This is a genomic window from Sedimenticola hydrogenitrophicus (genome assembly GCF_029017505.1).
GTDB classification, from domain to species: Bacteria; Pseudomonadota; Gammaproteobacteria; order Chromatiales; family Chromatiaceae; genus Sedimenticola; species Sedimenticola hydrogenitrophicus_A.
On the sequence record NZ_JAQGEI010000007.1, the window covers coordinates 88,132 to 111,504 of the forward strand.

The window sequence follows — 23,373 nt, forward strand, 5'->3', positions numbered from 1 at the left end:
CAGCCGGACCGGCAGTGGTTGTGGAGGGGGGCATTGCCCCCCTCTTTTTTTGAATATTGCAAACATCACCCTCCACCCTTCAATCTTCAAATGGCCGGGCAATCCGCTCGAAAATATGCCAGAATCGGCCGATTCGTCGTTCAGAATTGCCGAGAATTGTGCATCCATGGGTAAGAGAGAATTTCCGATTGTCGCCGTGACCGGCTCGTCCGGCGCCGGCACCAGTACCGTCCGGGACGCCTTTGGCCATATCTTCTATCGTGAAGGTATCCAGTCGCTGATGATCGAGGGTGACTCCTACCACCGCTACACCCGTAGCGACATGAAAAAGGCCACCAAGCTGGCCAAGCAGCAGGGTCGCAACCTGAGTCATTTCAGCCCCGAGGCGAACCTGCTGGACGAGCTGGCGCTGCTGTTCAAGACCTACAAGGAGACCGGCCAGGGCAAGATCCGCCAATACCTGCATAACGAGGAGGAGGCCCTGCAGTGGGATATGAAACCGGGCACCTTCACCCCCTGGGTGGAGACCAAGGAGGAGACCGACCTGCTGCTCTATGAGGGACTCCACGGCGGCATGCCGGAGGTGCGCCCGTATGTGGACCTGCTGATCGGGGTGGTGCCGATCATCAACCTGGAGTGGATACAGAAGATCCAGCGCGACAACGAGACCCGCGGCTACGACACCGAATCCATTGTCGAGGCGATCAAGCGCCGCATGGATGACTACGTGGAGCACATCACCCCGCAGTTCTCTCACACCGACATCAACTTTCAGCGCATCCCCACGGTGGACACCTCCAACCCCTTTATCTCCAGGGAGGTGCCGACGGCCGACGAGAGTCTGGTGGTGATCCGGGTGAAGAAGCGCATCATCAAGAAGTACAATATCGATCTGGTCTACATGAAGCACATGATCGAAAACTCCTTCATCTCGCGCCGCAACACCCTGGTGATACCCGGCACCAAGATGACCTTCGCCATGGAGGTGTTGCTGGCACCGATCATCGAGGACCTGGTGAAAAACTCCAAGAACGCCCTCCGGGTCAAGAAAAAGAAGAAGAGCGCCCGGCATGACGACTAAGCTGCTGTTTGTCTACGGCACCCTGCTCAGGGGTGCCGGCCATCCGATGCACCAGGTCCTGCTCGGCCAGAGCGACTTTGTCTCGCCCGGCCGATTACAGGCCCGGCTCTATGCCGTGCAGGATTATCCGGGCGCCGTCGTATCCGACCGATCCGACGAGTGGGTTCATGGCGAACTCTATGCCATGCGCGATCCACTGACCCTGCTGAAGCGGTTGGATCGGTACGAAGCCTGCAGCGAGGAGTCGCCGCAACCACACGAATACCGGCGGGAGATCCGGTCGATTCTGCTGCCGGACGGTGCCCACCGGCCGGCCTGGGTCTACCTTTACCTACGGGACACCGCGCGGCTGCAAGCGATCCCGTCGGGCTACTATCTGGAACCGCCCCGCCCGGCAGGTCCACAATAAAGGAAACCCGCCGCCATGAACTCCTGGCCGTTCTGCCCCTTGAACAAAAAAGCCATGACAGCCCGATAACAACTCCATCACCTATTTCCTACTGATTTGGTCTAGTATTCTACCACCAGGACCCATTTCAGAAGGAGAATGCCATGAACAAGAAGCGGGTTACCAGACCCTGTCGAACCGCGTTGGGTGTCATGTATGCGACCGCTTTGTTAACAACGGTATCGAGCAGTGCACTACTGGCCGAGGCGAGCGGTGACGGCCGAGTGGGTCCCGAAGTCTTCAGTGACGAGGCGCTTAACCAGTCGCTGCACGCCCTCAACCACCAGATTCAAGACAAATACAGCCAGGAAACCTTGTTGGCCGGGCTGGCCGAATCGCGGGCACCCGATTTTGCCCAGGCCGCCGTAGCCAGTGCGGCGGTGCCGGTAATTGAGGAGACCCGGGAAATCGGCGCCTTCGGCTACCTGGTCCACGACGGCAACTCGCTGGACAACGGCTTGGCGTTTTTCAACACCGAGGTGGCGCTGCGCGGTAGCGACCTGTTCATCCAGGTGGCGCTGGAGGCAACCAGTAAGGGCGAGGCCTTCTCCATGGCCGCCGCGGGGGCAGTGGTGGATGAGCAGTTGATGCAAGTTCGACAGGAGATGATCACCCTGAGCGAGGGATTTGGTGATCCGGTGAACAATGGAAGCTCGCTGGAGGCCAGTGTTGTGGCGCTCAATCAGCGGCTATTCGACCTGGAACAGCGAGAAAACCGGCTGGCGGCGGCCGTTCCCCCGGTTGATGGATCGAGCTTCGACAACGTAATGGTGGCGATCGCCATCTCCTACTAGGAATCAAGCGACCAGACCGCCCTGGATGGCATGGGTTGAGGCCGGGATGTAACCCACGCTGCTCACCCGGGACAATCATGCCAGCCACCCACCGTGCCCAGTCGAGCGCAGGTGGGCACAATCGACCCGGGGAAGATGATCGGAACCCACAACGCTACGCCTTTTCGCGGATATTTGGCAACAGAAAGGCCGTTCTGCCCCTTGCACAAAAGAGGCACAACGGCCCGATATTGATCTCCTGGCTACATCTTGCCGGCTTCCAACAGCATCCGCATCGCCTTGGCGAGGGTCTTCTCCGCCTCACTGTGCTGGCCCGCGTCATGCTGCTTCATCCCCTCGTCACGCAGCGCCATCACCTCCGACTTCTGCGTATCGCCGAGCTGGGTAGTTTTCAGCCCGGCATCAATCGCCTTGGCATCCTTCGGGCAGTGGCCGGCCAGCACGGGCGCGGAGAAGGCCAGGGTCAAGACCGCGGTGAGCCATAGTTGCTTGGTCATATCGTAACCTCCAATGTCTGGGTGGGATCACACAGACATTGAGTATAGTTGAGGCAGGCTGACCCGTAGCGGCAGCCGTTCCCCCGGTTGACGGATCGAGCCTGGACAACCTGATGGTGGCGACTGCAGCAAGGCTCCGCCCCCTACCCTTCAACCGCAACCGATTTATCCTCAACCGCGCGGCCACGGTGTCCGGCCATCAGCGAGCCGGCCACGATGGCCAGGCAGGCCAGCAGCAGCGTCCAGCTCGGCGAGGCCTCCCCGGTGATCAACAGCAGCAGCGTGGAGATCAGCGGCGCGGCATAGGCCAGCACCCCGAGCAGCTGCAGATCGCCGTGCTTGATGCCATGATCCCAGGCGAAGAAGGCGATCCCCACCGGTCCCAGGCCCAACCCCACCATCCCGATCCACTGACCGCCACCCTGCGGCCAGACAGTCGTTTCCCACGCCAGATGGAGCAGCAGCGCGAGCACGGCGGTCGCCGCGCAGAACCAGCCGACGGCATCGGTGGGTACCCGTCTAAGCAGGCGGCTCAGAACCGAATAACCTGACCAGATCAGGGCGCAGGCCAACGCCAGGAGATAGCCGGCCAGATAGTCCGGATTGAAACCGCTCCCACCCCCACCGACCAGCAGCCAGCAGCCGGCAAGCGCCAGCAAGGCGCCGGCGAGATAGCGCGGCCTGAGCCGTTCGCCGGGCAGCAACGCGGCGAGCAGCACGATCAGCAGGGGCCAGAGATAGGCCAGCAGGCTCACCTCGACCGCGGGTGCCAGGCGCATGGCGAGAAAATAGCAGAAGTGATAACCGAAATAGCCAGCGACACCGAGCAGCCAGGCCAGTGGCGGCTGGCGCAGGTGGCGCAACCCCAGATGGCCCTGGCCGCACCAGCGGCCCAGCATCAGCAGGAACGCCAATGAGAAGGTCATCGCCATCATCTGAAACGGCGGTATGCGTCCCTCCGTCAGGCGGGTCAGCAGGGCCAGGGCACCCCAGAGGAATATGGCGCCGGAGCCGATCAGGGTGGCGCGATGCTGCGGGGACATACCCCCTCCCGGAATCAACCGATATTGATGATTGGGAGTCTATGCGCCCGCGCAACATGGGTCTTTGCCGGTGTGGCGGGATTATTTGCCGATCCGGCGAAAGTGGCGTGGCGAATGGCCGAAGTGCTTGCGGAAGCGGTCGCTGAAGGCGGACAGGCTGCCGTACCCCACCCGCTCGGCGATCTGCTGGATGTCCAGTTCATCGGCTTCCAGCAGCTGCCACGCCCGCTGCATGCGCTTCTCCAGCAGATACTGCTGTGGGGTCATACCGAGCTGGCGCCGGAACAGTTCACTGAGCTGGCGGGTACTGAGATTAGCCACTGCCGCGAGCCGGGTGAGAGAGGTGGGTCGGTCGGAATACTGGTCGAGATAGGCACGTGCCGCCTCAATACGGCGATCCAGCCGCAAGGCATCGCCGTAGCGCTCCTGTAACAGCTGGATCAACAGCAGCAGCATCTGCCGCTCACTGGTCCGGTTGCCCGGGCCTTGCTGGAGTTTCAGGTGCAGAAAGGCGACATATTGCGACAGGGTTTTATCGAGCGGAATAAAAGCCGGCAAGCGTGCCAGTTCGGGTGCCAGGGCTTCAGGTACATCAGCCACCACAAAACAGTTCAGATCGGTAGCGGCGAAACCATGCTCCCGCCCGGCGGCGATCACGGCGATCCGTTGTGCGGAGACCGCGCCCTCCTGCCCGCCGACCCGCATCGAGAGACGGCCGGCCACGGGCAGCACCAGCTGGTGATAATCATGCTGATGGGCATGGGTTTCACTGCTGTAGCTGCGTAGATCCAGGGTCAGGTTCGCGTGCGCCATGATGCTGATTGTAGTAATGGATTCAGCGGCTGGGAGCCTGCACCTTGTGGCGGGGTTTCCCCACCGATCCGCCGCCGGGGCTAAATCGGCAGCTGTGCGCCTCAACTCTGCCAGACATCCGGCGCCACTGCACCCAGTACACTGTCCAGTTCGCTCTCATTCACGCCGAGCATGATCAGGATCTGCTTTTGCGTGGCCTCCAGGATGCCGCGCCGCTCCTCTTCGTGGGGAATGCTCTTGGCGATGGCGACTGCGCCCACCAGCGATGCAAGGATGGCCCGGGATTTTTCGGCAATGGTGTCGCGATCCGGTTCGAAGGGCAGCTTCTTGAGCCGGCTCAAGGCCATGATGCGGGTTTCCAGCATCTTTTTCAGGTTGTGGTATGAAGTTTCGAACAGTTTCTTGACTTCGGCATTTTCGTTGCCGATCTCGTTAAACAGGATCGTTTCCGGGCCGGGCTTGCTTTTTTCCTTCAGTTCCTGCAAGTTCCAGTAACTGGTAACCAGGGCCGTCAAGTGCTTGATCGACAACGGCCCCTTGACCAGTCGAGCAGCACGGCTGCCCTTGAGGGTCTCCAGGAACGAGGCGTTGTAGAGGGCCTCTTTCGATTCGAAATGGGCATAAAAAGCACCATGGGTCAGCTTTGCCAGTTTCATGATTTGGCTGATGGAGACCTTATCAAAACCGTAGCGGCAAAACAGTTCGGTCGCGGACTTCAGGATGCGGTCCTTGGATTTTGCTTTGTGATCTTCAGAATAAGACATGAGATTCCCTCACCACCCCGCGTGGGCAAAATATTATCTTGATCATATATTGTCTGGTGCTAGAGTTTCATCCTCAGGGTTCGCGCAAGAATAATTTCGCAGTACCGAGGGCGTAACTGGGCCACGCTGGCAAGGCACGCTTTGCAGGCAATGGCCGTTCCCTTGCCAAAAAGCGTAACGCCGCCAGCGGGGTCCAGTTGCGACCGAATACCGAAACTTATTTTTGCGCGAGCCCTTAACTCAAGCTGTGGAGAAACCATGAGTTCACCGATCGTCATCACCGGGATGGGCATGATCAGCCCTCTGGGTTGCGGCGTCAAGCCGGTATGGGAGCGCCTGACCGCTGGCCAATCGGGCGTTGGCCTGATAGACCGTTTTGATACGACAGATTTTCCGATCAAGATCGCGGGGCTGGTACCCGGTATCGAGCAGGACCCGGAAGCCGGCTTCGACATCGAACCGCTGATCGAGAAGAAAGAACGCAAAAAGCTCGATCTGTTCACCATTTATGCCCTGGGGGCGGCCCAGCAGGCGCTGGAACAGGCCGGCTGGTTTCCCAAAACCGAGGCCGAGCGGCAGGCGACCGCCACCATCATCGCCACCGGCATCGGCGGTTTCACCACCATCACCCAGGCCCAGCAAACCCTGGATACGCGCGGCTACAAGCGCCTCTCCCCGTTTACCGTACCGGCCTTCCTGGCCAACATGGCCGCGGGCAACCTCTCCATCCGCTACGGCTTCAAAGGCCCCCTGGGCTGCCCCGTGACCGCCTGTGCCGCGGGTATCCAGGCCATTGGCGACGGCATGCGCATCATCCGCAGCGGCGAGGCGGACGTGGCCCTGGTGGGGGGCGCCGAGGCGTGCGTCGACCCGCTGTCGCTGGCCGGTTTCCATGCCCTCAAGGCCCTCTCCACCGAAAGCGAGGCACCGACTAGGGCGTCGCGTCCGTTCGACCGGGCGCGCAACGGTTTTGTCATGGGCGAAGGATCGGGCCTGATGGTGATCGAAACCCTGGAACACGCCCAGGCACGCAGCGCCACGCCGCTGGCCCTACTCAGTGGCTACGGTACCAGCGCCGATGCCTATCACATCACCTCCGGACCGGAGGACGGCTCCGGCGCGGCCGCCGCCATGCGCGCCGCCCTGAAGATGGCCGGACTCGCACCCGGCGACATCAATTACGTGAATGCCCACGCCACCTCCACCCCGGTGGGGGACAATGCCGAGGTGGCCTCCCTGCGTAGCGTGTTCGGCGATAGTCTGCCGACGACCCCGGTCTCCTCCACCAAATCGGCCACCGGTCATCTGCTGGGTGCCGCGGGCGGCATCGAAAGCATCTTCTCGGCCTTGGCGGTGATGCACGACCTGCTGCCCCCGACCCTGAATCTGGAAGCCAGCGACGAGGCGATGCAGGACCTGGATTTCGTACCCAACGTTGCCCGCCCCCAAACCACGCGACACGCCCTGTGTAACGGTTTCGGCTTTGGCGGGGTGAACGCCGCGCTGATCGTCAGTAAGGTATAACGGTTAATCTGGAGTTCGTAGGTTGGGGTGAGCCTGCGAACCCCAACTAAATTCCTTTCCGCTACGCTGTTGGGGTTCGTTCCTCACCCCAACCTACGGACTGGCGCGCAAGCGGCAGGATGCATCAGCGTTTCTCCAGGGCCTGACGCTCATCGAGGGTAAAACGCCTTAACCGATACAGTCCCCAGTGTTCGATCCCGCCCGTGCCACACATGCCGTAGCGAAAAGGCGGAATCAGCCCCGGCAGGCGATAACGCAAATCGGTGAACCAGACGCAGGTCTCCCCTTCAAACTGGTCGATCCGGTACAGCGCAGGATAGCGGGCGAAGCGCCGAAACGCGGCAAACCCGGTCGATTGCCATACGGGCCGGACCAGCTCCCGCACCCGGCCAGGCTCACCAAAGCGGCTTCGCCTCTCCCAATTCAAGGCCTGGGGCGCCTGGTAGGCGGACCAAAGTCTCGCCAGCCACCCCGAGGCGCCACCTGGCGGTTGACCTCCCGTAGCGGCAAGATTCACCCGGGCGATATGATAGCGCTCCCCTTCGCTGACGATAATCAACCAATTGAACGGTGACAGCGGCTGGGCCACGGCACGGCTGGTCGCCTGCTCCAATCGTTCGACTCGGGCATAGGTTTCTCCGATCGACTTTGCCTGCTGCTGCAGCAACACCTGAAGACCCAGATAGAGAGCCAGCACCGCGAGGCCGGCACGCGCACCCAGCGAACAGCCTAAACCGATTGAAGCCACCACTCCCACCAGTACGATCGCGCTGAAATAGGGGTCGATGACAAAGGTGGTCCCGAACCCCGGGCGCCAGTCCGACAACGGCGCCAGGATCTGCGTACCATAGCTGGTGAGAAGATCGGAAGCGATGTGCGAGAGCAGCCCCAGCAGGCAGATGCCCATATAGCCCCGGCTATTGGCCCGGTCACGCAGCCACCAGGCGCATGACCAGCCAAGCGCAATGGTCCACAGCGGCGCCAGCAGCAGCGAATGGGTCGGACCTCTGTGCCAGTCCGCGAGAAAGCTGAGCGGATCTATCCAGAAAGTGAGGTAATCGATATCGGGAAAGGCCGCGGTGGCGGCCCCCACCAGGGTTGCCCGTCGGGCACCGATCCCGCCCCATGCCGATTTCCGGCCATCGGTGGCGCGCACCACCAAGGCGCCAAACAGCGAGTGGGTCAGAGTATCCATCGCCTTTCGAAGAGAGACCGCAAATGGTCTCTACCGGACTCAATGGATCGGCTGGTCACCTTGCGCTTCCGCCCGGGGCGTGGCGTGTGAAGGGTGGTAGCCCGCCCCACGTGCCCCGCTCAGGGCTGTACCACAACTAAAGACCGGTTTGGCCCGCTTCAATTGCCGATGGAGAAACCTATGCGTTCGCTGAAAGCGCAGCGAGTCATCGAACATCCAGTGGGAAAAGGTGGCGAGATAGATGCTGGTATGCACCGTCTCCTCCAACGCCCGCCGGGGAAAGACGGCCTGGTACCCCGCAGCCTCACGCATCCACTGCACGGTACGGCTGATACGCATCAGCGCGGGAATCTGCAGATGCAGATGCCCGGGTTCAAGCTTGCCCAGAACCATCTGGCGGGTCACCCGGCGATGCCCGGCCAGCGCGCCGAGCCAGGTCATGATCGCCCGGTGCATGCGCTGGTGACGTGCCAGCCGCCGATGGGCCAGCGTCGCGGCGTCGGTCAACATGGCGCGGTCGGCACGCTCAAACCAGGCATCGATCAATTCATCTTTCTCCCTGAATTCGGCCCGGATATCCACCAGGGAGAGCGAGGCCCGGCTCGCCACCTCCTGCAGCCGCACCGCTTCCCATGTCTTGGCCTCTGCCAACATGAGGGCAATATCCAGGATTCGCGATCTTACCGTTGTCTCATTCGTCATCGTCCTGCCTCAGAAGTAGACCTACCACGAATGTCCTTCATCCCGTACCCCACAACAGGTAACAACAAGATTATAGCTCAGGGGCGGCAGGTCTCCGGAGGTGGCGTCATATAGGGGAGAATGGCACTAAGTTAAGCCCAGAGCCCCCGTCATCCCGGCGAATGCCGGGATCCAGAACCCGCATCCGCGGTGAATTCATGGATTCCGGCCTGCGCCGGAATGACGAAAAAATGGATTCCTGCCTTAACTTAGTGCCATTCATATAGGGGACACATCGAACCGTGGCCCCATCAGGCCAGGGTGGGGAAAGGGTGAGCGCGTAGGTTGCGGTGCGCCCGCGAAACCCAACCGACTAACGTTGCCTGGTATCGACCGACGCCTCTCGCGGCCCGGCATACACCACGCAGTTGCGCCCTTTCTGCTTGGCCTGGTAGAGCATTTTATCCGCCGCATCGAACACCGATGCGGGGTGGGTGTTTGCGGAGGGTACGATGGTGCTTAAACCGGCGCTAATGGTGATCACGTCACTGGCACCGGATGCGGCATGCGGGATCCGCAGCCCCGCGACCACGGCACAGCACCTTTCCGCCAGCTCCAGCGCGGCATTGCGATCGGTGTTCGGCAGCATGAGAACAAACTCCTCACCGCCGTAACGGGCCAGAAGGTCCGTGGAGCGCGAGCTCACGCCCCCCAGTGCCGTGGCCACCTTCACCAGACACTCATCGCCCATCACGTGCCCATAGCGATCGTTGTATTCCTTGAAGTGGTCGATATCGATGACAATCAGCGACATGGGCTCCTGATTGCGATGCGCGCGTGCCCACTCAGCCCCCATGGTCTTGTCGTACATGCGCCGGTTGGCCACGCCGGTAAGCGCGTCATGGAAAGAGAGCGCCTCCAGTTGCCTGTTCAGACGCAGCAGCACGTCTTCCATCTTCTTGCGCTCGGAGATATCGAAGATGAAGCCAACCAGCGCGGTGGTAACGCCATTCTCGCGTAGCACATGCACCACATCACGCACCCAGACATAGCCGCCGTCCGCGGTCAGTGCACGGTAGTCCGCTTCGTGGTCGATACCATGCTCTGACTGGGAGATACACAGGTTCGCCGTCTCGTCCCGGTCCTCGGGATGTATCCGGTCGATCCACTCCTGGGCGGTCGCCCAGCTCTCCTGTGTCCATCCCAGCAGTTTTTCAATCTGTGGGCCGATATACTCAAACTCCTTGGTGACCCAGTTAAGCTTCCATGGGATGGCCTTGGTCGACTCCAGCAAAGTCTTGTACAAACCCTCCTTCTCATCATCCAATATCGCCATGCCCGCTCAATCCCTTTTTAAATTCGTGGTTATAACCGTTTGATTAACTGCCGTTTATTGTCGTGTGGCACCATCATAGCCTGTCGTACCGCATGCGCAAGACCATCAGCTGATGGCGCCGGGATGCCGGCCCCGATAAATCGCCGCCAAGAAATGTGCAGAATATTATTGACACTACCTCCCATGTCTGGCTTGGAGAGACATTCAGTCGTAAGCATCTTTCAAAAGGTTGATGTGGTCTTTGAGCGCCTTGTCCTTATGCAGGGCCTTTTCTATCCTGGAAATATAATCTTTAGCCAGAGCACGGATTTCAGGATCTTTCTTCCTTCGCAGAAGCAGGGTCTCAACAACCGTGAAAAGCCAGATATCATTATTCAGTTCGGATGGGCCCCACCGCGAAGCCGGAAAATCCGTCTCCTCGAAGATTCTTTGTATTGCAAACTCCATAAACATTTTGATTTCATTTTCTCGGACAAAACCATAATAGTCGCTGACGAATTTTTTCCAGTCACTGAACTCCTCCGGAATATCGGAAGCATAGTGCTGAAAAACCGAAGTCGTATACGTCCGCTTGATGAACCAGGCATAGAAATTTGGGAAATAGACAGACAAACCGGAAAGCTGCTGATCAACTGGAAATTCATTATTGCGGTCATAACGTTTGAGGATCATGGGCCGGTCAGATTCTGTCAGCCAATTCACTGTGTCTGTTGTGTTTTCAGTCAGTGAGGCAAAATAATCGAGCAATACGCCATAATCAAAATACTCATAAGAAACGCTTTGGGGAAAAGATAAAAGGTCGATAATAATTCTTCGATAAATCTCTTCTTTTTCCGGATGGTTGAGTATTCTCCTGGCGGTCTCATTCAGACGTTCGATGGCCGGTTCCAGATTGTTCAGATCAAACACGGCCAGAGCGGCTTCGTGTTGTTTGAAGAACCCCGGCGCGTCTTCAAAGGTGTGGGCTTCATAGGATTTGCGGAAATTATCCACGATATGTTCGGCTAGATTCACCGCTTTCACTTCGGGATGGGCATCAGCGAAGGCAATGAATTTCTCCGGCTCGATGCCGCGTGCTAGTGTCGAATAAGGATTCTTATCCAGCCAGATACTGGTTTTGGAGGCCACCACGGCCTCAGTGATACGTTTAAAGGGTAGAAGATTTTCGATCTCTCCCATCAGGCAGGAGTAGTAAACAAACAGATCAATCTTCTTATTTTGATTTTTTAGCTCTGTTTCCAGGAGCCGGGTCCAATGGTCATCGTTGCGAGCGTTTCCCGACTGCCGGTCATCGATGAAGTTATTGTGCTCGCGTGCCTCTGTGAGGCCATGAACCCCAAAACCATGGGCAGCCATAAGAAAAATATTCTTGCGAGCCGGAAAGTTGGCCAGACTCCAGGCAACGAAATCGACGATGGTATCCGATGCGGCGGAATCCATCTCAATATTCTCCTTCACAGTGACACTCCGTACACCGCCAGGCCCTTGGGTCAGATAATACCAATGGGTGTCGTTCAACCGTTCCCCATCGAAATATACTGTGACATGGGTGTTCTTGAGTTCCTTTAACTGTTGCAGCCTGCCCACAATAACCCCGACTTGCCGGTCCAGGGAATTGTCGGCATTGAGATACAAAATAAACAAGAAATCCTTGGTTTCAGTGGCGAAGGATTGAAAAGATAAAAGCAAACTCAGGAAAAATAACAGTCGTCTCAAAAGGCACACTCCCAACGGGGCCACTGACATCATTTTCGATCGCACGCGTTGTGGAGACATTCCACGATGACTCGAAGGACCGCCAGGAAACTCTCCACCTCGTCTTCGCTCGATACCACATCACAATCTTTTTCTGTCATCGCCGCGTAGGCTTAGCTGATGGCATTGACACTCCCCCGATGCCCGGAATCAGCCGTACCGGCCCACGGGTTTGGTTGTGTGCTTAAAAAATCAACACCCCACCGTCTCCACAGACCATTCACCGGGGTCCACACCCTGGTCTGCCGCGGCCCTTAGCAGGCTGTTCAGCCACGCCTTGGGACCGGCAATGTAGATCTCGGTGCGCGGGTTCTGTTCCACGGCCTGGATGATCTGGTCCGCCAGTTGATCGGCCGGGATGGATGCCTCGGTGCTGCGGTACTGGAAGTTGTCCAGGGCGTCATTCCAGGAGCGGCAGAGTCGTTCCAGGGAGGAGCCGGGCGGGCTTCCGCCCACCAGGATCAGCGAGATTTCTTCGGCATCATCGATGGTGATGGCCTGCTCCACCAGGCTCTTGATCGGCGCCAGGCCGCCGCCTTTGGCGACAAACAGTACCGGGCGCCTGGAGTCTTCATGCAGCAGGAAATCGCCATCCGGACCTTCAAGCAGCAGGGTCTGTTCCGCCAGGCCACCCTGGAACACCGTTGCTTCCAGGGGTGAACCGATGCCGGAAAAGACCAGGAACAGCAGATTGCGACCGTCGCATGGACAACTGGCGATGTAGAGACTGTCACTGACACCATCTTCGCTGGTCACCCTGACCCGCTGTCCAGCCTTGAAGCGGAGCGACTGGGTACGCGGTGTCTGCACATGCAGCACCGCCAGTTCGGGGCTCTCCCGTTCCAGCTTGCGCACCCCGGCGCGAATCACCTGATGGGGCAACCGGTCGCTGACCGTGGCCTCGCTGGCCTCGATTACCAGGTCGGAGATCGCGGTGTTGGAACAGGCCAGGATATAGCCTTCGGCCTGCTCCTTGGCACTCAGGACATAGTCGTGCTGGCGCAGTTGGCGCACGGCGCCCGAAACCACCCGGCACTTGCAGGCGCCGCAGTTGCCGCTGGTGCAGCCGTAGTCGAGATAGAGGCCGGCCTTGAGCCCCGCCTCCAGGATCGAGTCGTTGCCTTCGATGAAGTACTCGTGGCCACTCGGCTGCAGGCGCACACTGGCGGTAACGATCTTCAACAGGGCGTCCTTGGCGAACAGGCGCGCCTTGGCGTCACTTGCCCGGTCCAGTCGGTTTCTGGCGCCGGCCAGTTTACCAATGCACTGCTTGATCGCCGCGCGCAACACCGGCTCCGGTTTCTCCAGCGCGTTTCGCAGATCGCTGACGGTTTCATCCAATAAGGCTTCGGAGGTGTTGAGGGCCGATTTGGTCCGTACCAGGGTGTACTGAAACTCGTGCAGCCGCTGCATCAGGACCTGCGGGTCGGGCATCCAGCCGTCGCTGTAGTGGGTCTTGGGGCGCGCCTCGCTCTTGATGCGCAGAACCCGCTCCAGGACCGGGTCGTCATCCAGATTGATATGGGGATAGAGGCTCAGCAGGTCCTCGACGGCGATCTCGCCTTCAAAGGTTTTAACCCGCTCTTTTCTGATTCTTTTCTGCAGTTCGCCGCGCGTGACATCCGCGAGACGCGCGGCCCGGGAAAGTGATAACAGTTGCGGCATACGGCTTCCCTCCTGATTCACTGTCAAGGCAATATAGCAGTTCCCATACCGTTAGTAACTCAAGTTTCGGAGTTCAGTTCCAGACACCGGGCGGGCCACCCCCTTGCCGCGACACGCTGTGAATACTTCCCTGTACGCTCGGCGTCGGCATCCCTGCCTCCGACGGTCCCGGCAAGGGGGTAGCCCGCCCTGAACGACGCCTTTTGAACTCCGAAACTTGAGTTAGTAAGCCTGAGAACCGCCGCGAGCAACGACAGCCGGCGTCGTTGCCCGTAGCATGTCACCAGCTACACTCTAATCAGGCAGAATAAGAAAATACGGTTTCAAGCTATGAACGAAACAGGCGAACAACCGGGGATGCAACTGGCGATCATGGCGCAGGCGCTGTTCCTGGCCAACCTGTTGCTGCTGCCCGGCGTCTGCTTTCTCTGGCTCGCCTATCTCTATTTCAAGCACCGCCACAGCGCCCCGCCCCTGGCCCGCTGCCATCTGGAGCAGACCTTCATCGCCAGCCTCATCGGCGGCGTGTTGCTGGTGTTCGCCAACCTGGCGATCCTCTGGCTGGGGGGCTATCGCAGCGCCAACACCTGGATGGTGCTGATCCTCTATTTCACCACGGTACATTCCACCCTGGTGCTGCTGGGTATCGTGGGGCTGGCCAAGGCGATGGCCGGAAACGAGTACCGCTTCCCGCTGATTGGCCGGCTCGGTTTCAACTGAACAAGCAGCGTCAACCGGGGTCGTACCATCCGACGCGAAGATCGACTTCGCCCCTGCGTTCAACTTCCTCAGGCAAGCGGGTTTATTTTTGTTGACTATGTCAACTAATTGGTTGCATATTAACGGCACATACGCAGGGAGATCAGCCGATGAGCAGCGACCAGGCAGCAGACAGAATCGACCGGATCCGGGTTTTCAACCGGTTCTATACCCGCCAAATCGGCATTCTCGACGAATGTTTTCTCGGTGAACCGTACAGCCTGCCGGAGATCCGCGTGCTGTTCGAGGTGGCCCGGGACAGCAGCACCACCGCCACCTCGCTGGCGGATTATCTGCGCATGGACCCGGGCTATGTGAGCCGGATACTCGCCAAGTTGCTGGAGCGGGGGCTATTGCAGCGCGACGCCGACCCCGGGGACAGGCGCCGCAAACAACTCACCCTGACATCGCGCGGCGAGGCCCAGCTGAAGTCGCTCGACGGGTTGGCACGGGAGAGCATGCAGCTCCTGCTCAAGCCCCTGCCGCCGGACCAGCAGGACGAACTGATCGCCGCCATGACACGTATCCGTCACCTGCTGGAGTCCGACAGCCGGCACGTGGTGCTGATCCGACCGCTGAAACTGGGTGATCTCGGCACCATCATCAACCGCCATGCCGTACTCTATGCCACCGAGTACGGCTGGGACCAGAGCTTTGAGCGCACGGTGCTGGATGTGCTCTCGGCCTTTGCCAGCAACTATGACCCGCAACGTGAACGCGGCTGGGTGACGGAGGTGGACGGGCAGTTCGCCGGCAGTATCTTCGCCGTCAAGGAGGATGAGACCACGGCGCGGCTGCGTGCGCTACTGGTGGAACCGCGCTTTCGCGGTCTGCAACTCGGCCGTCGGTTGATCGAGCAGTGCGTCGATTTCTGCCGCCAGGCCGGCTACCGGCGGATCACCCTGTGGACCTGTGCCGACCTGACCCAGGCGCGCAAGCTCTACACCAAGGCGGGGTTCAGCTGCAGCGGCGCCTGGCAGGAGAAGCAGTTCGGCACCGAGATCATCAGCGAGAGCTGGGATATGGAGTTGTAACCATCCCGCTGCGCCGTCCCTGGGCCTCGATGAAACGCTGCAGGGTGGCGCTGCGAGCGTCCGTAGCCAGCATGATCTCGATCAGCTGGAAGCGGCCCCGGGCCGCCACCGCCCGCTCCAATGCCGCTTGCAGTTCGGCGCGACTGCCGACCCGTACCCCGTCGCCCCCCAGCGGCCCGCACATCTCGGCAAAGCGCCAGTCATCCAGGTGGTTGAAACTGCTCTCCGGCTGGAAGGTGGCCAGCATGCCCCAGCAGCTGTTGTTGAACAGCAGCACGATCGGGTCCCAGCCGTAGCGGCGGCAATTGCCCAGCTCCCAACCGGTCATCTGGAACGCCCCGTCGCCCACCAGGATGATCGGCCGCTCGCCGCTGGCGGCCTGCAGACCCAGTCCCGCCGGCACGCCGAAACCCATGGTGGCGTAGTAGCCCGGCGCCACCAATTGGGTGTTGTCCATCTCCATAGCGGTGAACAGGCAGTCGCCGATATCCGAGGCGATCGGCATGGGACCGTAGCGATCGAACAGGTCATTCACCGCCCGGGCGATATCGGTGGGCACGATGGCCGCATCGTCCACCACCAGGCCACGAGGATAGTCGGGTTTCAGCGGGGTCGCATGGTGGGTGTTGGACGCGGTCTGGCGCAGCAGTTCGTCCACCAGCTCGGCCAGGGAGAGTGCCCGGTACAGGTGATACCCCACCGCCACCTCGCGGTCCGCGGCATTCACGGTATGGCGGATATCCAGCCGTCTGGCGGATACGCCAAAATTGGTGTCGCAGACGATCACCCCCAGCATCAGCAGCTGATCCGACTCCTCCACCGTCTCACTGACTGTGGGATCACCGGCCATGCCGATATAGGAGCCGATCAGCTGGCAATCGGCATGGGAGAACAGGCCGCGCCCCATAAACGAGGTGGCCACCGGCAGTCGCAGGCGGCGCGACAGCTCCGCCACCTTCTCCTCCAGGCCGTAACGGCGCACCTCCACTCCGGCCAGGATCACCGGCCGTTGCGCCGCCGCAAGCCGCGCCAGGATCTCCCCGGCACAGGCGGCGAGCGCCCGGGGATCGCCCACGGAGGGCTCCAGCAGCGGGACGGCATCACAGGGACTGTTCACCCGATCACGCGGAAACTCGATATAGACCGGACGCGACTGCTCCAGGCAGTTGCGCAATACCCGGGCGATCTTGTCCGGTGCCGTGCGCGGGTCGTCCAGCACGGCCTGGTCACAGGTGAATTCCTTGAACACCTGGTGCTGGGAAGCGAGACTCTTCACCTGATGATGCAGCAACAGGTCGCCCTGCAGCTCGGCAATGCCGGGGGCACCGGAGATCACCACCAGGGGCGACTTCTCGGAGTAGGCACAGGCCACGCTGTTGACCATGTTGAAGGCACCGGCGCCGTAGGTGACCACCGCCACCCCGAGTGAGCCACGGTAGCGCGCCGTGGCGTCGGCGGCGAAACCGACCCCCGGCTCATGGCTCAGGGTATAGAACGGCAGGATGCCGGACTGCTCAATCACCTTGAAGAACGGCAGCGCGAAGTCCCCGGGTATCCCGAACAACTCCCGTGCGCCGTGTCGCTTCAAACCGTCCAGCAGTGCCTCGGCCAGTGTCATCATCATCTCTCCAGTCAGGGGTGGAAACGGCTGTCAGCATAGCGGAATTCTCATGCTGTTTTCGCGTGATTACCTGGCCTAAACCGGACCATAATGCTACTTTCACGCATCTATTCTATTTTTACGCATTTTTCACGCAATACCAGGGCGTTATGCACGGCTACTTGCCTGGTTTTGCATCACCGGAACAGACCCAGCCATCGCGAGACAGACCATGCCCCTCAAACTGGACAAGTACGACAGACTGATCCTGCACCATCTGCAGCAGGATGCCCGCCTCTCCCATGTCGCCCTGTCGGAGCGCATCAATCTCTCCCCCTCCCAGTGCGCCCGCCGTCTGCAGCAGTTGGAGAAGTCCGGCGTCATCACCGGTTACTCGGCGGTGATCGACCCGCAGGCCCTGGGGCTGGACGTGGTGGCGCTGATCAACATCACCCTGGAGAAACATCAGGAGAATATCGCGGCGGCATTCGAGCAGGCGGTACAGGCGCGGCCGGAGATCCTGGAGTGCCTGCTGATCACCGGTGACGGGGATTACGAGCTGCGGGTGATCGCCCGCAACCTGCAGGGCTTCTCGCGCTTTATCTCCGAGCACCTGATGAAGATGCCCGGGGTCTCCTCCATCAAGTCGAATATCCAGCTGTCGCAGATCAAGGCGCGCGGTTCGCTGCCGCTGCTGGATCTGGAGAGCTGAGCCGATCTCACCCTGACTGACTACCGCAGGGATGTAGGATGGGCGGAGGAGGTACGACGTAGCCCATCGAACAGACAGGCACGCTTCGCACATATTGCCCGATGCACAACGAAACCCACCGTTGGGTGGCCGGAGAACTGGTGGGTTACGCGGCGCCCGGGCGTTGCTGCAGTCGGAAAGTGTCGTGGCTGTGCGCCGCTAACCCACCCTACGGACCTCATCACCCCACCTCTGATACGGCCGAGCCGGGTGCGTAATCAGAAAAATTATTCTCGCAGAGACGCAAAGCACGCAAAGTCGAGGCGTACCGGTATTTTCTTTGCGTTCTTGGCGTCTTTGCGAGAGATCAATATCGGACCGCTACTTGCTGTACATCTCCTCCAGCGCCTGCTGGAATGCCAGCCAGGAGAGATGATCCGCCTCCAGGTCATAGGCCAGGGGCATATCAAACCGCTGACCCACCGCGGTGGCGTCGGGATTGGTGAAAGAGTGCTTGGCCCCCGGGTAACTGGCAAACCGGTAGTTGACCCCGGCACTCTCCATTTCCGACTGGAATGCGGTTATCTGTTCCGGCTTGACGAACGGATCGGCCGCGCCATTGAACACCAGCACCTCCGCTTTCACACTGCCCGGTGTGGCCGGTGCGTCAGTTCCCAGGCTACCGTGGAAGCTGGCCACCAGGTCCAGATCAACCCCACGACGCGCCATCTCCAGCACGATGCCGCCGCCGAAACAGTAGCCGATGGCCGAGATCTGCGCGGGGTTCGCCGCCGCGTGCTGTTTCAGCAACGCCATGGCCGCTTCGAAGCGGGTGGTGGCCGCTTCCATGTTGCTGCTCACTTCACCGGCGAACTGCCCCGCATCCTTCGGGTGATCGGCCTGTTTCCCATCGCCGTACATGTCCACCGCCAGCGCGGCATAACCCATCGCGGCCAGCAGGCGTGCGCGCTTGCGGGCATACTCGTTGTGGCCCCACCACTCGTGTACCACCAGGATTCCCGGCCGCTGGCCGGTGATGGCATCGTCATAGGCCAGGTAACCCTTGAGCGTGGTATCGCCCGCCTGGTAGGTCACCTCCTCTCCCTGAACCTCCGCCTGTGCCGACCAGGCGGCCAACAGCAAGACACTCAATCCAATAATCCGGCGCATAAACTCCTCCTTATGATGTTGTTTTGGTGCACCGCGTCCGTCCGAAGTTGCCACAAACCATCAATCAGCCGATGAAACAGACCACCTGCGGATGCTTTTGGACGCCATCTAAGTCTAGTCCGGGTAATCCGTGTCACAAGCTCCGCATCCCCTTTAGTCGGTCACCCGCCCTTGATCACCATCACGGAGCACTTGGCGTGCTCCACCACCTTGGCGGCACAGGAGCCGAGAAAGACCTGGGTCAACCCCTTGGCGTGGGACGGGATGACAATCAGGTCCGCATCGATCTTCTTCGCCTGCCTGAGGATCTGTTCCGGGGGATTGCCTTCGGTGATCACCGGATGGGTGACGATATCATCGGGCAGGTTGTCGCGGATGTAGCGTTTCATCACCTTGGCCACCTCCTTCATCGCCTCCTTCATCGCCTGGTCGGGAAAGAAGGAAGCCACCAGGGGCAGGCCGTATCCGGGCAATACCGTCATCACATAAATCTCCGCCTGGTGTTTGCGCGCCTCCTCGGTGGCGATTCGTAACGCCTTGACCGCCAGCTGCGTCTCCTGGAGATCGATCGGCAGCAATATTTTCTTGAACATAACCGGTTCCTTTTTACCAGTGACGACCCGGGACCGACCCGGGTCGCCGACCAAGGGAGATCAGGCGGGGATCAGGCAGATTGTGGCGCACTCTGCCGTTCCAGCCTGGTGTGACGCCGAAACTGAATCAGGCCGACCAGGGCCAACAGCAGCAGCGCCGGTATGAACATCCACTGCTTGGCCGGGCGATCGGACTCCACTTCCAGGCGGACGATCTCCCAGTCAAAATCGATCCCCACACCCTGCGCCGCACTGCCGAACATCACGTTGTCGGCAAACACCTTGAGGCCCTCCACACGCGTCTCCAGCCCGGCGCTGGCGAGGCGCTCTTCACCGCTACCGGCCGGACCCAGCGGCAGCAGGAGAGTCTTCTCCACGAACTTGCCATCCAGGGTCTCACCGGCCACCGTCATCTGCAACTTGCCGTTCTCCGGCACCGCCTCCGCTGTCCGGGCTATCTCCGTAGCGGGGATAACGGTGGTGGGCGCGTACACCTCATCCCACCAGAAGCCGGGTCGGAACAGGGTGAACGCCACCAGCAGCAGGGCGAGGGATTCCCACAGGCGGCTACGGGTCAACCAGTAACCCTGGGTGGCCGCGGCGAACAGCAGCATGGCGATCACGGCACTGACGATCACCAGGATCAGTTCCAGCCAGCTGCCGATGCCGATCAGCAGCAGTTGGGTGTTGAAGATGAACAGGAAGGGCAGGATCGCGGTGCGGATATCGTACATGAAGCCCTGGATACCGGTGCGGATCGGATCGCTCTTGGCAATGGCGGCCGCGGCAAAGGCGGCCAGTCCCACCGGCGGCGTGTCATCCGCCAGGATGCCGAAATAGAACACGAACATGTGCACCGCGATCAGCGGCACCACCAGGCCACTGTTGGCCGCCAGGGTTACCACCACCGGTGCCATCAGGCTGGAGACCACGATGTAGTTGGCCGTGGTGGGCAGCCCCATGCCAAGCACGATACAGATGGCGGCGGTGAAGATCAGCGCCAGGATCAGGTAACCGCCGGAGATGAACTCGACGAACTCGATCATCACCTGGCCGATACCGGTGAGGGTGATGGTACCGACCACGATGCCGGCCGCCGCGGTGGCCACGCCGATGCCGATCATGTTGCGCGCCCCCACCACCAGGCCGTCGATACAGTCAACCAGGCCGTGGCGGAACTCGATCCACTCCATCTCACCGCTCTCGCCGCGAAAGAAACCCACCAGCGGACGCTGGGTGATGACGATGAAGATCATGAACAGGGTTGCCCAGAAGGCGGCCAGACCGGGTGAGAAACGCTCCACCACCAGGCACCACATCAGCACCACGATCGGCAGCAGAAAGTAGAGTCCGACCTTGACCGTCGGCCCCACCTCCGGCAGCTCCAGCACCGGGTTTTCCGGATCATCCACCTCCAGTTCGGGATAGCGCGAGGCAAACTTGATCAGGGCGACATAGACGATCATGATCAGCAACGAGACAATGTAGAATGCTGCCTCGCCGGCGTAAGTCTTGATCCAGCCGATGCCGTAGTAGACCACCAGGCCGATGAAGCAGGTGCCGGCGACGATAGCGGCAAAGGTCATCAGCTTCTGCGCCAGGGTGCTCTGGGTGCGCCTCGGCAGGCCCTGCATATTCGCCTTCAGCGCCTCCAGGTGCACTATGTAGAACAGCGCGATATAGGAGATCACCGCCGGCAGAATGGCGTGTTTGATCACCTCGATGTAGGAGATCCCCACATACTCGATCATCAGGAAGGCCGCCGCCCCCATTACCGGCGGGGTGAGCTGGCCATTGGTGGAACTGGCCACCTCCACCGCGCCCGCCTTGGCGCCGGAAAAACCCACCCGCTTCATCAACGGGATGGTAAAGGTGCCGGTGGTCGCCACGTTGGCGATGGAAGAACCGGAGATCAGCCCGGTGGCCGCCGAGGCGACCACCGCCGCCTTGGCCGGACCGCCCTTCATATGGCCGAGCAGGGCGAAGGCCATCTTGATGAAATAGTTGCCGGCCCCGGCCTTCTCCAGCATGGCGCCGAACAGCACGAACAGAAACACGAAGCTGGTGGAGACCCCCAGCGCCACACCGAACACGCCCTCCGTGGTGAGCCACTGATGGGACATCACCTTGGACAGGCTCTGCCCCTTGTGGGCGATCACATCCGGCATGTAGGGTCCGCCGAAGGTATAGATGAGGAAGACGATCGCCACCACCATCAGCGGCGGCCCCAGGGAGCGCCGGGTCGCCTCCAGCAGCAGCAGCATGCCGATGGAGGCGATCACCAGGTCCTGGGTGATCGGCGCACCGGAACGCCCCGACAGGGACTCGTAGAACAGGTAGATATAGGCGGCGCTGAACGCCCCCAGCACGGCAAATATCCAGTCCGCCAGGGGTATGCTCTCACGCGGCGAGCGCTTGAATGCGGGAAAGGCGGTGAACGCCAGGAACAGGGCAAACGCCAAGTGGATGGAGCGCGCCTCGGTGTCGTTGAACACGCCGAAATTGAAAAAAAACGGTAGTGGTGAGGCATACCAGAGCTGAAACAGCGACCACGCCAGCGGCACGCCGAACAGGATCTTGCCAGGGATACCCGCGGGATGGCGCGCGCCACTATCCACCTGGGCGACCATCGCCTGCAGTTCCAGGTCGCTGACGTTCTCCTCTCTTGTTGTCTCTTTGCTCATCATGCTCTCCCAATGAGTTGTGCACGAATTGCTCGGGTGATGCCAACCCCGGGCAGGCACGGGGGCCTGCCCCTACGAACAGCTTCGCCCCTCAGGTGTTCAACATTCCCGTAGGGGCAACCCCCCGTGGTTGCCCGAAACCTCCGGTTGCACCAACCCGGGCAGCCCGGGGACCGCCCCCTGTGTCGCCTTACATCAGGCCAGCTTCCTTATAATATTTCATCGCGCCATCGTGGAGCGGTGCCGAGAGACCATCCTTCACCATCTCCTCCTTTTTCAACACCTCGAAGGCGGGGTGCAGCTTGCGGAAATCCTCGAAATTCTCAAACACCGCCTTCACCACCTGGTAGATGGTGTCCGCCGGGGTATTGCTGGATGAGACAAAGGTGGCACCCACACCGAAGGTCTGGACATCCTCGTCATTGCCGCGATACATGCCGCCCGGGATGGTAGCCATCCGGTAGTACGCATTCTCCGAGACCAGCTTCTCCACTTCCGGACCGGTAACCGATACCAGCACGGTGTCGCAGGTGGTGGTCGCCTCCTTGATGGAGCCGGAGGGGTGGCCGACGGTAAAGACCATGGCGTCGATCTTGTTGTCACACAGCGCCTTGGACTGCTCGGCCGACTTCAGCTCCGAGGCCAGGGAGAAATCGTCCTTGGTCCAGCCCAGCGCCGCCATCAACACCTCCATGGTGCCGCGCTGACCGGATCCGGGATTGCCGATATTGACCCGCTTGCCCTTCAGGTCGGTAAAGGTTTTGATGCCGGAGTCGGCACGTGCCACCACGGTGAAGGGTTCCGGGTGCACCGAGAACACGGCACGCAGCTCCTTGTTGGGACCGGCCTCCTCGAACTGGCTGGTACCGTTAAAGGCGTGATGCTGCCAGTCCGACTGGACCACGCCCATGTCCAGCTCGCCGGCGCGGATGGTGTTCAGGTTATAGACTGAACCGCCGGTCGACTCCACGGAACAGCGGATGCCGTGCTCCTTCCGGTTCTTGTTGACCAGACGGCAGATGGCGCCGCCGGTGGGATAGTAGACGCCGGTTACGCCGCCGGTGCCGATGGTGATGAATGACTGGGCTTGGGCCGTGGTGGCCGCGCCCAGTGTCAGACCTGTTGCCAGACCGGCCAGCAGTGCCAGGGTGGTTATTTTCTTCTTCAACATGATGAATCCTCCTTAAATGAACAGTCTCGTTTTCCTACTCTCGTTCTCCGCGGGCCGACCCGCAGAATGTGCATA

Annotated in this window: 21 protein-coding genes; 7 read left to right on the plus strand and 14 right to left on the minus strand. The window is 60.5% G+C overall.

The genetic code is table 11. The features are described from left to right. Positions 1-166 precede the first annotated feature (166 nt). The 3 genes from O9K64_RS05905 to O9K64_RS05915 all read left to right on the plus strand — a co-directional run bounded on the left by O9K64_RS05905 (position 167) and on the right by O9K64_RS05915 (position 2,323). Positions 167-1,081 carry a phosphoribulokinase gene (locus O9K64_RS05905; protein ID WP_275097148.1) on the plus strand — a complete coding sequence of 305 codons (915 nt, stop codon included), beginning with the start codon at positions 167-169 and terminating at the stop codon, positions 1,079-1,081. Further along, the gene (locus O9K64_RS05910; protein ID WP_275097149.1) at positions 1,071-1,490 is read left to right on the plus strand and encodes a gamma-glutamylcyclotransferase family protein; all 420 of its coding nucleotides are present in this window, start codon (positions 1,071-1,073) and stop codon (positions 1,488-1,490) included. The genes O9K64_RS05905 and O9K64_RS05910 overlap by 11 nt, the downstream gene beginning before the upstream one ends. 143 nt (positions 1,491-1,633) lie before the next feature. After that, positions 1,634-2,323 carry a hypothetical protein gene (locus O9K64_RS05915; protein ID WP_275097150.1) on the plus strand — a complete coding sequence of 230 codons (690 nt, stop codon included), beginning with the start codon at positions 1,634-1,636 and terminating at the stop codon, positions 2,321-2,323. A 242-nt stretch (positions 2,324-2,565) separates the two neighbouring features. On the opposite strand, the gene O9K64_RS05920 is transcribed toward O9K64_RS05915, so the two are convergent. The 4 genes from O9K64_RS05920 to O9K64_RS05935 all read right to left on the minus strand — a co-directional run bounded on the left by O9K64_RS05920 (position 2,566) and on the right by O9K64_RS05935 (position 5,440). Then, complete coding sequence (locus O9K64_RS05920) at positions 2,566-2,820, minus strand: hypothetical protein (RefSeq protein WP_275097151.1); 255 nt, start codon at positions 2,818-2,820, stop codon at positions 2,566-2,568. 143 nt (positions 2,821-2,963) lie between these two features. Then, on the minus strand, positions 2,964-3,863 hold the full coding sequence (locus O9K64_RS05925) for a DMT family transporter (protein WP_275097152.1): 900 nt from the start codon (positions 3,861-3,863) through the stop codon (positions 2,964-2,966). 81 nt (positions 3,864-3,944) lie between these two features. After that, the gene (locus O9K64_RS05930) at positions 3,945-4,676 is read right to left on the minus strand and encodes an AraC family transcriptional regulator (protein WP_275097153.1); all 732 of its coding nucleotides are present in this window, start codon (positions 4,674-4,676) and stop codon (positions 3,945-3,947) included. A 101-nt stretch (positions 4,677-4,777) separates the two neighbouring features. Then, positions 4,778-5,440, minus strand: coding sequence for a TetR/AcrR family transcriptional regulator (locus O9K64_RS05935; protein WP_275097154.1), 663 nt, complete (start codon positions 5,438-5,440; stop codon positions 4,778-4,780). Positions 5,441-5,698: 258 nt separating this feature from the next. Between O9K64_RS05935 and fabF the strand changes: the two genes are divergently transcribed. Next, the gene (fabF, locus tag O9K64_RS05940) at positions 5,699-6,964 is read left to right on the plus strand and encodes a beta-ketoacyl-ACP synthase II (protein ID WP_275097155.1); all 1,266 of its coding nucleotides are present in this window, start codon (positions 5,699-5,701) and stop codon (positions 6,962-6,964) included. Between the two features lie 124 nt (positions 6,965-7,088). Here the strand turns inward: fabF and O9K64_RS05945 are convergent, their stop codons facing one another. From O9K64_RS05945 to O9K64_RS05965, 5 genes are all read right to left on the minus strand, one after another. Next, positions 7,089-8,159 (minus strand): metal-dependent hydrolase, encoded by a 1,071-nt coding sequence (locus tag O9K64_RS05945; protein ID WP_275097156.1) that lies wholly within the window; start codon positions 8,157-8,159, stop codon positions 7,089-7,091. Positions 8,160-8,198: 39 nt separating this feature from the next. Continuing rightward, entirely contained in the window at positions 8,199-8,861 is a 663-nt protein-coding gene (locus O9K64_RS05950) for a TetR/AcrR family transcriptional regulator (protein ID WP_275097157.1), read from the minus strand. 352 nt (positions 8,862-9,213) lie between these two features. After that, positions 9,214-10,176, minus strand: coding sequence for a GGDEF domain-containing protein (locus O9K64_RS05955; RefSeq protein ID WP_275097158.1), 963 nt, complete (start codon positions 10,174-10,176; stop codon positions 9,214-9,216). A 204-nt stretch (positions 10,177-10,380) separates the two neighbouring features. After that, positions 10,381-11,892 (minus strand): clostripain-related cysteine peptidase, encoded by a 1,512-nt coding sequence (locus tag O9K64_RS05960; RefSeq protein WP_275097159.1) that lies wholly within the window; start codon positions 11,890-11,892, stop codon positions 10,381-10,383. A gap of 231 nt (positions 11,893-12,123) precedes the next feature. Next, positions 12,124-13,596 (minus strand): 2Fe-2S iron-sulfur cluster-binding protein, encoded by a 1,473-nt coding sequence (locus O9K64_RS05965; protein WP_275097160.1) that lies wholly within the window; start codon positions 13,594-13,596, stop codon positions 12,124-12,126. A gap of 330 nt (positions 13,597-13,926) precedes the next feature. Here O9K64_RS05965 and O9K64_RS05970 point away from each other — a divergent pair, with 330 nt between their 5' ends. Beyond that, positions 13,927-14,316: a hypothetical protein gene (locus O9K64_RS05970; RefSeq protein WP_275097161.1), complete on the plus strand. Its 390-nt coding sequence runs from the start codon at positions 13,927-13,929 to the stop codon at positions 14,314-14,316. A 149-nt stretch (positions 14,317-14,465) separates the two neighbouring features. Beyond that, positions 14,466-15,389, plus strand: coding sequence for a bifunctional helix-turn-helix transcriptional regulator/GNAT family N-acetyltransferase (locus O9K64_RS05975; protein ID WP_275097162.1), 924 nt, complete (start codon positions 14,466-14,468; stop codon positions 15,387-15,389). On the opposite strand, the gene ipdC is transcribed toward O9K64_RS05975, so the two are convergent. Continuing rightward, the gene (gene ipdC / locus O9K64_RS05980) at positions 15,361-17,013 is read right to left on the minus strand and encodes an indolepyruvate/phenylpyruvate decarboxylase (protein ID WP_335342242.1); all 1,653 of its coding nucleotides are present in this window, start codon (positions 17,011-17,013) and stop codon (positions 15,361-15,363) included. The genes O9K64_RS05975 and ipdC overlap by 29 nt on opposite strands. Before the next feature lie 208 nt (positions 17,014-17,221). On the opposite strand from ipdC, the gene O9K64_RS05985 reads away from it, so the two are divergent. Beyond that, complete coding sequence (locus O9K64_RS05985; RefSeq protein WP_275097163.1) at positions 17,222-17,701, plus strand: Lrp/AsnC family transcriptional regulator; 480 nt, start codon at positions 17,222-17,224, stop codon at positions 17,699-17,701. A 360-nt stretch (positions 17,702-18,061) separates the two neighbouring features. On the opposite strand, the gene O9K64_RS05990 is transcribed toward O9K64_RS05985, so the two are convergent. The 4 genes from O9K64_RS05990 to O9K64_RS06005 form a co-directional block, all read right to left on the minus strand. Further along, complete coding sequence (locus O9K64_RS05990) at positions 18,062-18,850, minus strand: dienelactone hydrolase family protein (protein WP_275097164.1); 789 nt, start codon at positions 18,848-18,850, stop codon at positions 18,062-18,064. A 161-nt stretch (positions 18,851-19,011) separates the two neighbouring features. Further along, positions 19,012-19,443 carry a universal stress protein gene (locus O9K64_RS05995; protein ID WP_275097165.1) on the minus strand — a complete coding sequence of 144 codons (432 nt, stop codon included), beginning with the start codon at positions 19,441-19,443 and terminating at the stop codon, positions 19,012-19,014. Positions 19,444-19,514: 71 nt separating this feature from the next. Further along, positions 19,515-22,130 carry a TRAP transporter permease gene (locus O9K64_RS06000; RefSeq protein ID WP_420493155.1) on the minus strand — a complete coding sequence of 872 codons (2,616 nt, stop codon included), beginning with the start codon at positions 22,128-22,130 and terminating at the stop codon, positions 19,515-19,517. A 187-nt stretch (positions 22,131-22,317) separates the two neighbouring features. Further along, positions 22,318-23,298, minus strand: coding sequence for a TAXI family TRAP transporter solute-binding subunit (locus O9K64_RS06005; RefSeq protein WP_275097167.1), 981 nt, complete (start codon positions 23,296-23,298; stop codon positions 22,318-22,320). Between the last annotated feature and the right edge of the window lie 75 nt (positions 23,299-23,373).

Coding starts and splice junctions, on each gene's coding strand:
- O9K64_RS05910 (WP_275097149.1), top strand. CDS start 1,071: ATGACGACTAAGCTGCTGTTTGTCTACGGCACCCTGCTCAGGGGTGCC.
- O9K64_RS05995 (WP_275097165.1), bottom strand. CDS start 19,443: ATGTTCAAGAAAATATTGCTGCCGATCGATCTCCAGGAGACGCAGCTG.
- O9K64_RS05930 (WP_275097153.1), bottom strand. CDS start 4,676: ATGGCGCACGCGAACCTGACCCTGGATCTACGCAGCTACAGCAGTGAA.
- O9K64_RS06000 (WP_420493155.1), bottom strand. CDS start 22,130: ATGATGAGCAAAGAGACAACAAGAGAGGAGAACGTCAGCGACCTGGAA.
- O9K64_RS05950 (WP_275097157.1), bottom strand. CDS start 8,861: ATGACGAATGAGACAACGGTAAGATCGCGAATCCTGGATATTGCCCTC.
- fabF (WP_275097155.1), top strand. CDS start 5,699: ATGAGTTCACCGATCGTCATCACCGGGATGGGCATGATCAGCCCTCTG.
- O9K64_RS05975 (WP_275097162.1), top strand. CDS start 14,466: ATGAGCAGCGACCAGGCAGCAGACAGAATCGACCGGATCCGGGTTTTC.
- O9K64_RS05985 (WP_275097163.1), top strand. CDS start 17,222: ATGCCCCTCAAACTGGACAAGTACGACAGACTGATCCTGCACCATCTG.
- O9K64_RS05990 (WP_275097164.1), bottom strand. CDS start 18,850: ATGCGCCGGATTATTGGATTGAGTGTCTTGCTGTTGGCCGCCTGGTCG.
- O9K64_RS05935 (WP_275097154.1), bottom strand. CDS start 5,440: ATGTCTTATTCTGAAGATCACAAAGCAAAATCCAAGGACCGCATCCTG.
- O9K64_RS05925 (WP_275097152.1), bottom strand. CDS start 3,863: ATGTCCCCGCAGCATCGCGCCACCCTGATCGGCTCCGGCGCCATATTC.
- O9K64_RS05945 (WP_275097156.1), bottom strand. CDS start 8,159: ATGGATACTCTGACCCACTCGCTGTTTGGCGCCTTGGTGGTGCGCGCC.
- ipdC (WP_335342242.1), bottom strand. CDS start 17,013: ATGATGATGACACTGGCCGAGGCACTGCTGGACGGTTTGAAGCGACAC.
- O9K64_RS05965 (WP_275097160.1), bottom strand. CDS start 13,596: ATGCCGCAACTGTTATCACTTTCCCGGGCCGCGCGTCTCGCGGATGTC.
- O9K64_RS05970 (WP_275097161.1), top strand. CDS start 13,927: ATGAACGAAACAGGCGAACAACCGGGGATGCAACTGGCGATCATGGCG.
- O9K64_RS06005 (WP_275097167.1), bottom strand. CDS start 23,298: ATGTTGAAGAAGAAAATAACCACCCTGGCACTGCTGGCCGGTCTGGCA.
- O9K64_RS05915 (WP_275097150.1), top strand. CDS start 1,634: ATGAACAAGAAGCGGGTTACCAGACCCTGTCGAACCGCGTTGGGTGTC.
- O9K64_RS05905 (WP_275097148.1), top strand. CDS start 167: ATGGGTAAGAGAGAATTTCCGATTGTCGCCGTGACCGGCTCGTCCGGC.
- O9K64_RS05920 (WP_275097151.1), bottom strand. CDS start 2,820: ATGACCAAGCAACTATGGCTCACCGCGGTCTTGACCCTGGCCTTCTCC.
- O9K64_RS05955 (WP_275097158.1), bottom strand. CDS start 10,176: ATGGCGATATTGGATGATGAGAAGGAGGGTTTGTACAAGACTTTGCTG.